The following is a 12,889-nucleotide window of genomic DNA, read 5'->3' as shown; positions in this document are numbered from 1 at the left end:
AATTTGAAGCGGATTTTATCATAACAACAACTTGATTGGAATTATTTGTTTATTCCCATAGATCGGATCGGGGTTTTTTCTTTTGAAATTTGAGCGGTTTCTCTACCTGAGCGTTCTTTGTCCTACCTGAGCAATTTTTCTCGGCTACCAGATCAGTTCTCTGTCCTACCTGAGCAGTTTTCTTGGCTGCCCGAGCAATTCTCCTTACTTCCTGAGCAATCAGATTTTACTAAATAAAATTTAAAAGGAGCTGTCTTTTTTAAATCTCTTCGATTTTAGACAGCTCCTTAGAGGTAAATGCAATTATGCAGTTACAAAGTGTTATTCACCAAGATCTTGGTTAGTTTTATTGAAGTTACCTGAAGCTTGAGCTTTTTTCTGCTCTGCTTTAGCATTTTGCTTTTGCACTTCAGTAGCGTCTGTAACGTCTGTTTCATAACCAAATTCTTGACTTTGACGTTGCATGTTTTTATTCGGTTGTAAATTTTGGTTGTTTTGCTTTTTCATTATTCATTCACCTCCACGTTCATTATTGTGTACTGAGGTGAATGGTTTTATGCTCATAAATTTTTATAAATATTATTTTCTTGATTAATCTTCATTTCTTGCCAAATTTTCAGCATTGGAACGGGCATTGGTAACAATTCTATTTGTTCGCGAGTCAGCCATTCGCCCTTTACTGCTGAATTGCATTTCATAAAATAGCTATTTATATGCCATGTTAAATGTGAAAAAACATGTTTAAACGTTAACAATTCCTGTTGCGGTTGAACATTCATAGCGTACTCATTAATAAAAGTACCTATTGAATCTTTGCCGTGTTCAAGCATTGGAAACTGCCATAGATTAGCTAGTAAACCCTCTGATGGGCGCTGCTCCAATAAAATTCGACCTTTATCATCTTGACATACAAGCACATCGTATGTGATATGCTTCATCTTTACTTTTTTAGATTTGATAGGTAATTTTTCAGGCTCGCCTTCATTAAAAGCGATACAGTATTCTCGAACTGGACATAATAAGCACTTTGGTGAAGTTGGCGTACAAATAAGTGCACCAAGCTCCATTAAGCCTTGATTGAAGGACGATGCGTTTTCTGGATCGATCAGTTCTTCAACTGCCTCTTCAAAAATCTTTTTAGTCTTTGGAGCTGCTATATCATCATGAATAGTAAGTACACGACTTAAAACACGCATAACATTGCCATCAACTGCATGTTCGGGCTTATTATAGGCAATACTTAAAATAGCTCCAGCAGTATACGGACCTACGCCTTTTAATTTTGAAATCTCATGGCGATTATCGGGTACTACCCCACCGTAGTTTTCTAATACCTCGCGAACACCTGCTTGTAAGTTACGTGCACGGGAATAATAGCCAAGGCCTTCCCAATGCTTCAATAAGTATTCTTGTGGAGCTTCCGCGAGTAACTCTAATGTTGGAAAACTTTCCATGAAACGATTGTAATAAGGAATAACTGTGTCGACACGTGTTTGTTGTAGCATCACTTCCGATACCCAGATTTTATAAGGGTCCGTAGTATGTCTCCAAGGTAAATCACGTTTCTCAACATTAAACCATTCGACTAAAGATTGTCGAAATTCTGTTACATATGAATAATTCACAGTGACCTCCAGCGTCTTTACGATTTTATTTATGGTAAAAAGAGTATACAATTAAGAAAAAACATCTGTCCTAAACGACAAAAACCGTCAATTTTTTAGATTTAAAATTTAGCACGACTGTTTTTATTTATTGAAATATACATGTATGCAAATTGTACTCTAGATTTATGCATACAAGGAGTGGATATTTTTGGATTCAGGTACACATTTCGTTATGGGTATAGCCCTCGGTGGTCTTGCATTCGTTGATCCCGTTGTAGCAGATCATTCTATGACCTTTACCGCAGTAATGGCAGGTACAATTATTGGCTCACAGGCACCTGATGTCGATACTGTTTTAAAACTGCGCAACAACGCAATTTATATTCGACATCATCGCGGAATTACACATTCATTACCAGCAGTAGCTATTTGGCCTCTCTTAATTACAGCAGTTTTGGCAATCATTATTCAAGACGCAAATGTGTTTCATTTATGGCTTTGGACATTTTTAGCTGTAGCACTTCATGTCTTTGTTGATATCTTCAATGCTTATGGTACACAAGCACTTCGACCATTCTCTAGAAGATGGGTTGCACTTGGTGTCATTAATACGTTTGATCCAATTATTTTCACACTACATTGTCTTGGCATTTTACTTTGGGCATTTGGTGCAAATCCAGTTTGGACATTTAGTATCATGTATCTCATTATTATCGTTTATTACATTTTACGATTTGCAGTCCAAAAGGCTGTAAAGAACGCAGTGCATAATACCATACAGGATGAAGAGTATGTTATTGTAGCGCCTACAATGCGATTCTTCCACTGGCGAATTGCAGCTAAATCCAAAACGCATTATTACGTTGGGCGCGCTTATGGGCGTACTGTTAACATTTATGATAAATTCGAAATAAAACCTTTACCGAAAACGCCTCTTATCGAAATAGCATTGAAAGATCGCAATCTTGCTGCTTTCGTGTCATTCTCACCATTGTATCGTTGGGAAATTTCAGAACTCGATAATGGCTTAACAGAAGTAAGATTGATTGATCTGCGTTACCGTAGTGATAATCGCTATCCGTTCGTTGCTGTCGCTCATTTAAACGATGACAATGAGATTATCACTTCATACACAGGTTGGATTTTTACCGAAGATAAACTCCAGAAAAAATTACAAGTTGGCGCAAGTAATTAAACATCAGCAAACCCTGACCAAATATTGGTCAGGGTTTTGTTATTGCACCATATCATCACTAGCATCAAGTAAATGTGCGTATTTGGGATTGCATCCTGCAAATGCATGCAGTTTATCACCGTAGCTGGTAATTAATTGACGCACTAAATTTTCAGTGTAATCAGCACCACGATAGGAGTAGCCAGCTTTTGCAGAAGTTGATTCAAAATCACTCCATAAAAGCTCAATCCATACTCGTGCACGTCCTACTGACATTTGCGGGTTTTTTGCAAGTAATTCAGCAGTTAGTTTTTCAATTTTTTCATCCATTTATTTGCCCACCTTTACAGGAGATAGCATTGAAACAGGTAAAGCCTCTTGGTATTTTTCGCCCCCTAAGCGATGTCCCCAAGCAAAGCGTCCTTTTAAATAATCCACTTGGAAAAATTCATTTTCGGAGCCGTCAATACGATACATTTCTCCAGGAATTATTGTATCTAAATCAACCAGATAAGCAGCTGCCATTAAAGCCTTACGCTCGTAAACTGCGAATTCATTGATAATTCCTAGCTGCTCCGCCTTACGTGCTTTTTCCTTGATCATAGCTATTTCTTCACGTAATTCATGCTCTGACATTGCAGCATAATTTTTTTCGTTCATTCCTCATTCTCCTTCTCTTCAATAAAACGATCTATAACCTCTATAGGAAAACCTTTTTGATAGAGCGCTTGCTTTAATTTCATTTTCAATTCATAACCAGTATACTTCGATGAATACTTTTTCCAAACTTTTTCGCCTTGTACCTCAAGTAGCTGTTGCCATTCATCATCAACTTGCTCAATCTCTATTTGACTTAGCACATCATCTACAACACTAAAAGAATAACCTTTTCGCATTAAAAAATCTTGAATTTTAGCTTTTATTTGTGTTGGTGTTTTCTTTTTTTCTGATCGAATGACCTTTTCAGTCAATTGTGTCGCAAGTTTTACTTGTTCCGCATGACTATACGTAGCAAGTACCTCATCCTGTAAGCTTTTATCAATTCCCTTTTTCATAAGGTCTTGTCTAATTGCCTTAGGTCCCTTTTTCATCGTAACTTTTTTCGTATTTAGTAATGCCTTGGAGTAAGTTTCATCATTTAAAAAACCGTATGATTTGAGCTTTTGTATAGCCTCTAAAATAACTGCTTCGCCAAATTCTAACGCGAGAAGCTTTTTCTTGACCTCATGCTCACTGCGCATTTGATAAGACAAAAAATTTAACCCTTTATTAAAAGCTTTTCGAATTTCATCCTCATAGGCAATTTCCTGAATATCAAATTCCTCAAGCACTTTTCCCTTCGTTAATCCAAATTGAATGAGAATGGCCTCATCTACAGGAAAAGCGTATTCTTCGTTCAAATATATATTATAACGTTCTGGATTGTTTTTTTGACGTGCAATTTTCGTAATAATACGCATTAGTAACACCTCACTATTAACCATTATAACATGATTCGTGGGCATTGCTTTTTCCTGTGGGTTTCACGTTTCACACGGGTATTCGTTTCTTTTTCGCGGTTATTTCACGTTTTACGCATCATTTAAAAGAAGCACTTCAAGATTTATTGTATTAATCGACTAGGATAATTTTTTAAAAAATACGCATTCTAATGAAAAAGAAAGGATGCGTTTTTAATGTGGAAACAGCATATTGTAGGAGCGGTCATCGCTACTTTTATTATTGCCGCGGCAATTAGCTTTAATCCATTTTCAGCTTCTGGCTCTGATGAATACCATTGGGGATTAAAGCGAGCGAAAAACGGTGAACCAGCTGAGGCTGGGGCACAGCTTGATCAGCTCCTTGAGAAGTATGGCGCTATTTATAAAGGTAAGCCTGATAAAAAAGTTGCTTATTTAACCTTTGATAACGGCTATGAAAATGGGTTTACGGAAAGCATTTTGGATACATTGAAGAAGGAAAAAGCACCAGCTACCTTCTTTTTAACTGGTCATTATTTAGAAAGTGCCCCCGATATAGTGAAACGTATGGTTAAAGATGGCCATACAATCGGCAACCATTCATATGGACATCCAAATATGGCGAGATTATCGCCAGATGCTATGCGTACAGAATGGAAAAAATTTGACGATAAGTTGAGGGGTTTAACTGGTATTAAACGTACAACATACTTCCGCCCACCTGAGGGTACATTTAATGCGAAATTATTAGAGGTCGGAAATGCTGAAGGCTACCGTCATATTTTCTGGTCTGTTGCCTTTAAGGATTGGGAAAGGGATGTACGGCGTGGCGCAGATTATGCGTATAATGCACTAATAGAACAGCTACACCCTGGTGCTGTAATATTAATGCACACTGTTGCGCAGGATAACGCTGAAGCGCTTCCTAGGTTTATTGCCGAGGCGAAAAAACAAGGCTATACATTTTTATCCCTTGACGATTTAGTTTTAGAACATGAAGATCTTCCTGTCGCTTTGCAATCGTCTACTCCTTAGTTATAATGGGGAGATGATATTAAAAGAACAGGGACGTGGAACGCTTGACACAACAAACAACAATGGAAGTAGGACAAAAATTTCCTCTAATAATAAAAAGACTTGGTATTAACGGTGAAGGAGTAGGCTTTTATAAGCGTAATGTTGTATTCGTAAAGGGAGCTATTCCTGGTGAAGAAATTACAGCACAAGTGACTAAAACACAACGAAACTTTGCCGAAGCAGAAATATTAACAATTCGCAAAGCTTCAAAATATCGTCAGGAAGCACCATGTCCAGTTTACAACGAATGTGGCGGCTGCCAGCTTCAACATATGACATATGATAAACAGCTAATCGAAAAGCGTGATATCGTAATTCAAGCATTAGAACGTTATGCTAAGCCTTTAGCTAATACAGTTGAAGTTCGCAAAACTCTAGGGATGGATAATCCATGGAATTATCGTAACAAAAGTCAATATCAAGTACGTAAAGAGGGTAAGCGTGTCTATGCAGGGCTATTTGCAGAAGGTAGCAACAAGTTACTGAACATCAATGACTGCCTTGTCCAACATCCGATTACATCAAAAATTACAGTGGCAACACGTAAAATTTTACAAAAACTGAATATTACTATTTACGATGGTCGTACACTTGATGGCTTAGTGCGCACGATTGTTGTACGTACAGGAATTCGTACTGGTGAAACACAAGTCGTGCTCGTAACAACGCGTAAGGAAATTCCACATCAAGCGGAACTAATTGCTCGTATTAAAAAAATAGATCCAAGTATCGTATCGATCGCACAAAATATTAACCGTGAGAAAACATCGTTAATCTTTGGCGATGAAACGATTGTCCTCGATGGTAAGGAAACGATTCATGAGGAGCTTGGTGAATTAGCCTTTGATTTATCAGCTCGTGCCTTTTTCCAATTAAATCCAACACAAACCGTTCATCTCTATGATGAAATCAAAAAAGCAGCAGCATTAACAGGCAAAGAAACAGTAGTTGATGCTTACTGTGGTGTTGGAACAATCGGTTTATGGCTAGCTGACAAAGCAAAAGAAGTTCGTGGAATGGACGTTATCCCAGAAAGCATTCAGGACGCACGTAAAAACGCCCGAAACCATGGCTTCAAGCATACAAAATACGCAGTCGGCACAGCAGAGAGCGTATTAGCAAAATGGCGCAAGGAAGGATTTACACCAGATGTTATTACAGTAGATCCACCACGCACAGGTCTAGCACCAGAGTTCATCCGCACTGTGCTGAAGCTAAAACCGAAGCGCTTTGTCTATACATCATGTAATCCATCAACTTTGGCGAAGGATTTAAACGAATTATCGAAGTTTTATGATGTGCAGTATATTCAGCCGGTTGATATGTTTGCACAGACGGCGCAAGTGGAGTGCGTGGCGAAGCTTGTGTTGAAGGATAAGTAATGAAAATGGGCGTCCTCAAAAAATGAGAGACGCCCTTTTTAAATTTTGGCTGTTTTCGAAAAGATTGTTGCTATTCAACTCCCATGAAAGAACTTAATCATCTTTCATTTTCTGTGGTGAAGTGCTTATTTTTGCTCTTCATGGATGGCTAACGGCGCAGATTAGTTAAAGAAAGTCCGTATTAATTACGTAATTATTCTGGTGGATACTTATATGTTTTTAGGTGCGTGTGATTTATTAATTTAACCTAGGTCTGGGAGAAATTTCATAGGTCATGCGATCCTTCCCTACAGGGATATAATGTCCACCATCTGTAAGTTCAATTTCAAATGTAATTTGCAATAAAAAGCCACGGAAACTATTCACTCTCTTTGTTTCAATCACTTCAATTTTCCACGGAGTTACATTAGCTGAAAAATCCTTTAAAATATTTGGATAATAATAGCTATTCAAATCTTTTTCAATATAAGGAGTAAGCATATCCTGTAATCTAAGTTCTTCAGAGTCTTGAGTTGAATTATATGACGAAACGGTTTTTGTTTGAATAGATGTTAGAGTAAGAAATAGTATAAAAGTAATTAACATCTTTTTATTATCTTCAATTACACCTCTTTACGGTTTACTTACTAAATTGTATTGTTTCCTTTTAAAGAATAAAGTATGTACATATTGAAGTAACGGGTGCTTTACTTGAAAATCATTGAGTTGCATAGGCAGCTCTTTTTTTCTTATTGAACTAAAGGGGCAGTTTAGTTCAATAAGAAGGGTTATTTGCGATTGCGTTGAATAAGTTAATATATGTAAATTATTGAACGAAAAGGGGTGCTTTTTCATTATTCAACAATCGAGCCAGATTGTTGAGGTGCTATATGTAAAGTGAACTTACCAAAAATTATTCTTATGGAGGTTGTAGAATGAGAAATGGTGTTATCTTAATGACCATAATTTCGGGGCTACTTTTCTGTTTTATAATGATTGCCGCTTCGCTATCTCCCTTTCCGGATCCTGGTGGATTCAATTCTTTAGGTATGTGGCTGAATATTATAATGTTTCTTGTCTTTTATATTCTGTCTTTAATTTTGTATTGGGTAGGAGTTAAAGGAATGAAATATGTTATGGCAGTTTTTTGCGGAGTAGGGTTACTTATATCACTTTCAATAATTGGACTGGCATTTGTAAAGGGAATGGTTACTTATAATCTTTCTGATTTTCTATATGTGATCGTTCTTTGCGTTATGTCACTAATTGCCAATATCGTTTGGTATATTGTTGCATTTAAACAATCGGGCGTAATTGTTTAAGAAGCGTTTTTATTTTTATTAAATTCAAGATTACTTTAGTTCATTAAGGATTTATAAAGTATACAAAACAAACCCAATAAACGTTCCCAAATGAAAGTTTGGAAACACATTAAAAAGTCCTGAATGTTGTTAAATCGAAGTTTGTGGCTTTTTGTATGAACATTAATTATGCAGCTTTTTATGCAAAGTTATATAAACATAGCTACAATAAGAATTTGCAGAAAATTCTACAGATATGCTAATGAATAAAAACGTGCATATATAGACAATTTATAACGCTGTAAATCAGTATTTTTTAATCGGTACTTCAACTTAAACTAACAAGAACTTTAGTTGAAGAAGCGTCGCTGTTCTTATAAACTCCCATGAAAGAACTTAATCATCTTTCATTTTCTGTGATGTAGCGCTGGTTTTTGCGCTACATGGATGGCTAACGGGTGCTTTAGTTTATATTCGATTTACGAAATATCAAACATAAAAACAGAGTTGATTCTACACATTTTGTAGATTAACTCTGTTTTTATGTTTTAACAGCAACAATCTTTTAGAAAACAGCCTAAATAAAAAGCAAGTGGATAATTAGACCCTTCCACTTGCTTTCGTCAGTTATTGTTCACGAGCATTAAATTGCTCCATTTTGTCTTCTAAATCATCCATCATTTGAATTAAACGATCAATATCCTCTAATTCAGTTGTTTCAGGATCAATTGCATCTAAAACTTCTAAAAATATTTCAAGACGCTCTTTTAAGTAATTCATTTGTTGTTTTTTATCAGTGATTGGATTTGACATACATACACCTCATTTCATCCCCTTCATCTTAGCTGATTTGGGACTAAAATTCAATGTTTAGGTAAACACCTAGGACTTAGAGATTATTTTGCGGAAATCAATAGACAGAATATTTACAATAATGAAACCGTATGTTAAATTAGTATTAAGAAAAGGTAAAGGAGCTGATTTAAAAAATCCAAAAAGACTCTAACTCGAAAAGGAGGGAGTTTAAACAAGTACTCGGCCAATGTAAAAGCCGAAATTCGTGTTTATACAATTAAATGGAGATAAGTGTTAGTTAGGCCTTAGCGTAAAATCACATGTGGTGAGCGCTAAGGCTTTTTGGTATGCTGTTATTTGGAAGATTGACTTGATGTTGGAGGAAAAGATGACATACTTCTCAGATTACAGCAAAAAAAGATTTGCCATTCTAGTGTTAATTGTATCTATTTCGGGCTTTTCACAAGGGATGCTTTTACCACTAATTTCAATTATTTTCGAACGTGATGGAGTATCTTCTGCGTTGAATGGATTGAACGCAACAGGTCTATACATAGGAACTTTATTAATCTCACCGTTTATCGAACAGCCATTACGAAAATGGGGCTACAAACCAATTATTTTAATTGGCGGTGCACTTGTTTTCGCCTCACTACTTGCATTTCCTTTATGGAAGAGTGTGACCTTTTGGTTTACCCTCCGCTTACTCATCGGGGTAGGGGATCATGCATTACACTTTGCAACCCAGACGTGGATTACAAGCACATCAGATCATGAAAGCTTAGGAAAAGGTATGGCCATTTACGGTTTGTCTTTCAGCACTGGCTTTGCTGTTGGGCCATTAATGGTAAAACTTATACAAATTTCAGAGGCATTACCGTTTATTGTGTCCTCGATTATGTGTTTATTTGCATGGGCTTTTGTATTCCTTTTACAAAATGAAAAACCAGAGCGTTTAACGGGAGATTTACATGCAAGAGGCTGGCATCGTTATAAAATAGCCATTGTATTTGGATGGATTGCATTTTTAGGGCCATTTGTTTATGGGTTTTTAGAATCTACTTTAAATGCTTTGTTCCCAGTTTATGCTTTACGTAAAGGCTTTGACATGAATATGATTCCTATTATTTTATCAGTCTTTACATTTGGCGGAATTTTAACACAAGTACCCCTTGGAGCTATAGGGGATAAAGTAGGGCGACGCAATGTCTTAATGATAGGCTCATTTGGAGGTGCTATTATTTTTGGGATTGCAAGCTTTGTAGAGCATTCACAAATGGCAGTAGCCGTAGCATTTTTCTTTACAGGTACATTGGTCGGTTCGATGTTTTCATTAGGTATTACCTATATGGCTGACTTAACACCAAAGGAACTACTGCCAACAGGAAATCTGCTTTGCGGTATTGCCCTTAGCATTGGTAGCTTAACAGGGCCATTTTTAGGAGGCGTTTATTTAGAATTTGTGAATTACAGCTTCCTTTTATTAGTGGCACTGCTTTTGCTAGCTATAGCAATTGTTTTACTAGTATTTGGGCGAAATAAAAATAAGCGACCAGTGTCGATGTAAGGGGCATTATCTTTTGAAATTATCGCTTGAAGCAAAAGGAAGAGAGTCAAACGCTCGCGGAAACAGAAAAATCGCTCAGCTCGGAGACTTTTGAGCAATGAATTTTGTGCAAAAAAAAGAGCGGGGCTCATCTCCCGCTCATAAAACAAAAAGCGCCCAGCAAATCCGTGCTGTTATGGCGTTCTTTGCGTGACAAGGATGTTTCGTCCAAGTCACATAGGTTTGGCACCTAGAAAGATATTATACAGACAAGCAAACATAAAATCAAATAATATTTGCAGATAAGTAATATTTGGACTTTGAATTTCAATCTCTATATAATAGAAGAACACTAACTAAGATGACTAATTATAATGAGGAGATTAACATATGGCAGAATATAAAAAAATATCGATTCACCGTGCATTAACAGAATTGAAGATGCTAAATCACCGCATCGAAGCAGCAACGAATGAAGTTAGTTCAGTGTTAGCTAATCGTAAAAGCAATAGCAAAATTAATGGTGTAGAGATTCAAGAATCTGAAAAGCAAATGCAAGCCTCATACGATAAAGTAGTTAGCTTAATTGATTATCGCAACCGAATCAAGGCGTTAGTTGTAGAGTCTAATGCTAAAACAAAAGTAATAGTGGGAAAAGAAGAAATGACTGTAGCAGAAGCAATTGAACGCAAACAGTCCATTCAATATGAAAAGGAACTGTTAGAAGTCATGCAACAGCAATATCGTTCAGCGATAAATACGGTTGCAAAAGAAAATGATGCGTTGCCAGCAAAGCTAGAAACGTATTTAGTTAATATACTAGGAAATAAAGATAAACAATCTCCAGAAGAAGTAAAATTACATACGGATACATTTATGAAAAGAAACGAGTACGAGTTAATTGATCCGATGAATGTTAAAAAGAAAATTGAGGCGTTAAGTAATCGAATTGAAGAATTCGAATCAGAGGTCGATGCAGTATTATCGGAATCGAATGCAACAACATTTATTGAAGTACAAGCCTAACTAAATATGCATGGCCTAGCGAAAACAGAAAACGAAAAGTCGCTCGCGCTTCAAGACATGTGTGCGAGTTAAAACCAGAAACATGTCTTACTACAATGGATAGTTTAAATAATCGGAGATAAAAGCTCAAAGATTAAAGTTAAAAGTCCAAAGTTTACGTTTCAAAGTTCTTTCGTATTAAAGCTAAAAACTTAAAGCATAAAAATCTTTTAAATCCTGGGCTACTGGTTAAGGTGTTGATTTTTCTGGACCGTCCGTCATCCACCAGGCAGCTAGATCTGTGCATTACATACAAAGATAATATATAAAACAATGAGGGCGTCTCTTAATTTTAGGAGACGCCTTTTTGCTGCTGTTTAATTCTCTTTTAAAATTTAGGCTGTTTTCTCAAAGATTGTTGCTTCTGGTTTGGCTATTTTCTTCAACTAAAGCACTCCGTTAGTTGAACAAAAAATTAGGTTTTCTTTTCACTTTCAAGGTCATTGACCCTCTTTTTAAGATTTGAAATTTCTTCTTTTAAATCATCAGTTGGACCTTTTATTCTATGCGTTACTCCTTTAATAATCACTATTACAGCTAAAATAAAAACAATAAATCCTGCTACAAACATAAAAATTATTTCCACAAAAATCCTCCCCTTATATTTCTTTATCTTCTGTCACTATTCTGCTCCGTTAGTTGAAGAAGAAAAAAGATGGGATTCCACAGAAATCCCATCTTGAAGTAAAGCACTCCGTTAGTTTAATAAAAAGTTTAGTTTCTAAATAAAGCGATATTTACGTGAAAATTGAGTGATAACCAAAATACTCGTTAACCCAACAATGAAATACCATATTGTATTAAAAGGAACTATGTACATTAATACACCAAATAAAATAGCTGTTAAAAAGCTAACTGTAATTGATTGTACATTCGTAATTTTATCTTGAATTAAATAATATAAAGTGAATGGTAGTGCTAAAGTAAATAACGGAATATAAACTGTTACAATAGATGTTTCAATGAGGGATATTGAAAGCACGGCTATTATGAAACCTATTGATGTAGTAAGCGTTCTCCCCACAAATACTTTACCAGTAAAATAGCCGTATAGCAGAATAAACATAAGCGTTAAACTGGAACAAATCCCCGTTATTAAAACAAATGGATGACCTATGAAGAAAGCTGCTATTGAGAAAAAAACTAAAGAAACGAATGGCAGCAGCAATATTGAAGGATTTTGAACTTTTTCTATATTCATTACATTTGTAAAACCTACAAGAAGTAATAAAGTAAATGGAACCGTCAAATATCCTAATTCAAAGTGATTACCTAGACTAATATGACTAACCTCGAGGTTTCCGATCATTATGATTACAAGTGACGCACTGATTTGACCAAGCAACCCCAAAGTGCTTGATAATTTAAAAGCTTGAGTAAGCTTATTCGTAATTACAATTAAAACGACACCAATAAATAAAGCTAAATATAACAAGTGTTTTCCCTCCAAAAATAATTCATTAGAAATACAACTATGTAAAATTATACAACATATGGAAAAAT

General features: G+C 35.9%; 14 protein-coding genes and 1 pseudogene. 6 read left to right on the top strand and 9 right to left on the bottom strand.

Annotated features, from left to right (window positions below):
• Positions 1-321: 321 nt before the first annotated feature.
• Together ACIQLB_RS23100 and mutY are read right to left on the bottom strand one after the other, a co-directional pair.
• On the bottom strand, positions 322-507 hold the full coding sequence (locus tag ACIQLB_RS23100) for a gamma-type small acid-soluble spore protein (RefSeq protein WP_400730987.1): 186 nt from the start codon (positions 505-507) through the stop codon (positions 322-324).
• 53 nt (positions 508-560) lie between these two features.
• Positions 561-1,625 (bottom strand): A/G-specific adenine glycosylase, encoded by a 1,065-nt coding sequence (gene mutY, locus ACIQLB_RS23095; protein WP_400730985.1) that lies wholly within the window; start codon positions 1,623-1,625, stop codon positions 561-563.
• 190 nt (positions 1,626-1,815) lie between these two features.
• On the opposite strand from mutY, the gene ACIQLB_RS23090 reads away from it, so the two are divergent.
• Entirely contained in the window at positions 1,816-2,802 is a 987-nt protein-coding gene (locus ACIQLB_RS23090; RefSeq protein WP_400730983.1) for a metal-dependent hydrolase, read from the top strand.
• A gap of 39 nt (positions 2,803-2,841) precedes the next feature.
• On the opposite strand, the gene ACIQLB_RS23085 is transcribed toward ACIQLB_RS23090, so the two are convergent.
• From ACIQLB_RS23085 to recX, 3 genes are read right to left on the bottom strand one after another with little or no spacing between them, the layout of a single operon-like run.
• A complete protein-coding gene (locus ACIQLB_RS23085; RefSeq protein ID WP_400730981.1) occupies positions 2,842-3,111 on the bottom strand; it encodes a YfhJ family protein in 270 nt (89 codons plus the stop codon).
• Complete coding sequence (locus ACIQLB_RS23080; RefSeq protein ID WP_053483069.1) at positions 3,112-3,441, bottom strand: YfhH family protein; 330 nt, start codon at positions 3,439-3,441, stop codon at positions 3,112-3,114. It lies immediately after the preceding gene.
• Entirely contained in the window at positions 3,438-4,241 is an 804-nt protein-coding gene (recX, locus tag ACIQLB_RS23075) for a recombination regulator RecX (RefSeq protein ID WP_400730978.1), read from the bottom strand. Before recX ends, ACIQLB_RS23080 begins: the two co-directional genes overlap by 4 nt.
• Positions 4,242-4,457: 216 nt before the next feature.
• On the opposite strand from recX, the gene ACIQLB_RS23070 reads away from it, so the two are divergent.
• Both ACIQLB_RS23070 and rlmD read left to right on the top strand, forming a co-directional pair.
• A complete protein-coding gene (locus ACIQLB_RS23070) occupies positions 4,458-5,276 on the top strand; it encodes a polysaccharide deacetylase family protein (protein WP_400730976.1) in 819 nt (272 codons plus the stop codon).
• 44 nt (positions 5,277-5,320) lie between these two features.
• On the top strand, positions 5,321-6,700 hold the full coding sequence (gene rlmD / locus ACIQLB_RS23065; protein ID WP_400730974.1) for a 23S rRNA (uracil(1939)-C(5))-methyltransferase RlmD: 1,380 nt from the start codon (positions 5,321-5,323) through the stop codon (positions 6,698-6,700).
• Between the two features lie 193 nt (positions 6,701-6,893).
• Here rlmD and ACIQLB_RS23060 read toward each other — a convergent pair.
• Positions 6,894-7,285 (bottom strand): annotated as a pseudogene (locus ACIQLB_RS23060) (DUF3888 domain-containing protein).
• 329 nt (positions 7,286-7,614) lie between these two features.
• On the opposite strand from ACIQLB_RS23060, the gene ACIQLB_RS23055 reads away from it, so the two are divergent.
• The gene (locus tag ACIQLB_RS23055) at positions 7,615-8,001 is read left to right on the top strand and encodes a DUF5391 family protein (protein WP_400730972.1); all 387 of its coding nucleotides are present in this window, start codon (positions 7,615-7,617) and stop codon (positions 7,999-8,001) included.
• 606 nt (positions 8,002-8,607) lie between these two features.
• Here ACIQLB_RS23055 and ACIQLB_RS23050 read toward each other — a convergent pair.
• Positions 8,608-8,793: an SE1561 family protein gene (locus ACIQLB_RS23050; RefSeq protein WP_197143548.1), complete on the bottom strand. Its 186-nt coding sequence runs from the start codon at positions 8,791-8,793 to the stop codon at positions 8,608-8,610.
• Between the two features lie 370 nt (positions 8,794-9,163).
• Between ACIQLB_RS23050 and ACIQLB_RS23045 the strand changes: the two genes are divergently transcribed.
• Both ACIQLB_RS23045 and ACIQLB_RS23040 read left to right on the top strand, forming a co-directional pair.
• The gene (locus ACIQLB_RS23045; RefSeq protein ID WP_400730969.1) at positions 9,164-10,342 is read left to right on the top strand and encodes an MFS transporter; all 1,179 of its coding nucleotides are present in this window, start codon (positions 9,164-9,166) and stop codon (positions 10,340-10,342) included.
• A 369-nt stretch (positions 10,343-10,711) separates the two neighbouring features.
• A complete protein-coding gene (locus tag ACIQLB_RS23040; RefSeq protein ID WP_400730967.1) occupies positions 10,712-11,347 on the top strand; it encodes a hypothetical protein in 636 nt (211 codons plus the stop codon).
• A gap of 454 nt (positions 11,348-11,801) precedes the next feature.
• Here ACIQLB_RS23040 and ACIQLB_RS23035 read toward each other — a convergent pair whose 3' ends face one another.
• Together ACIQLB_RS23035 and ACIQLB_RS23030 are read right to left on the bottom strand one after the other, a co-directional pair.
• On the bottom strand, positions 11,802-11,972 hold the full coding sequence (locus ACIQLB_RS23035; protein ID WP_400730965.1) for a hypothetical protein: 171 nt from the start codon (positions 11,970-11,972) through the stop codon (positions 11,802-11,804).
• A gap of 135 nt (positions 11,973-12,107) precedes the next feature.
• A complete protein-coding gene (locus ACIQLB_RS23030) occupies positions 12,108-12,821 on the bottom strand; it encodes an MraY family glycosyltransferase (protein ID WP_400730963.1) in 714 nt (237 codons plus the stop codon).
• Positions 12,822-12,889: the final 68 nt, after the last annotated feature.

The sequence above is a fragment of the Lysinibacillus sp. NPDC092081 genome, assembly GCF_044755845.1.
Classification (GTDB): domain Bacteria; phylum Bacillota; class Bacilli; order Bacillales_A; family Planococcaceae; genus Lysinibacillus.
Note: the sequence above shows the minus strand (reverse complement) of the source record. Positions and strands in the feature narration are given on the sequence as shown.

Bases quoted from the DNA above. Each gene is read 5' to 3' on its own strand.
- ACIQLB_RS23070 (WP_400730976.1), top strand. From the start codon at position 4,458: ATGTGGAAACAGCATATTGTAGGAGCGGTCATCGCTACTTTTATTATT.
- ACIQLB_RS23100 (WP_400730987.1), bottom strand. From the start codon at position 507: ATGAAAAAGCAAAACAACCAAAATTTACAACCGAATAAAAACATGCAA.
- ACIQLB_RS23040 (WP_400730967.1), top strand. From the start codon at position 10,712: ATGGCAGAATATAAAAAAATATCGATTCACCGTGCATTAACAGAATTG.
- ACIQLB_RS23085 (WP_400730981.1), bottom strand. From the start codon at position 3,111: ATGGATGAAAAAATTGAAAAACTAACTGCTGAATTACTTGCAAAAAAC.
- ACIQLB_RS23055 (WP_400730972.1), top strand. From the start codon at position 7,615: ATGAGAAATGGTGTTATCTTAATGACCATAATTTCGGGGCTACTTTTC.
- ACIQLB_RS23080 (WP_053483069.1), bottom strand. From the start codon at position 3,441: ATGAACGAAAAAAATTATGCTGCAATGTCAGAGCATGAATTACGTGAA.
- ACIQLB_RS23050 (WP_197143548.1), bottom strand. From the start codon at position 8,793: ATGTCAAATCCAATCACTGATAAAAAACAACAAATGAATTACTTAAAA.
- ACIQLB_RS23045 (WP_400730969.1), top strand. From the start codon at position 9,164: ATGACATACTTCTCAGATTACAGCAAAAAAAGATTTGCCATTCTAGTG.
- recX (WP_400730978.1), bottom strand. From the start codon at position 4,241: ATGCGTATTATTACGAAAATTGCACGTCAAAAAAACAATCCAGAACGT.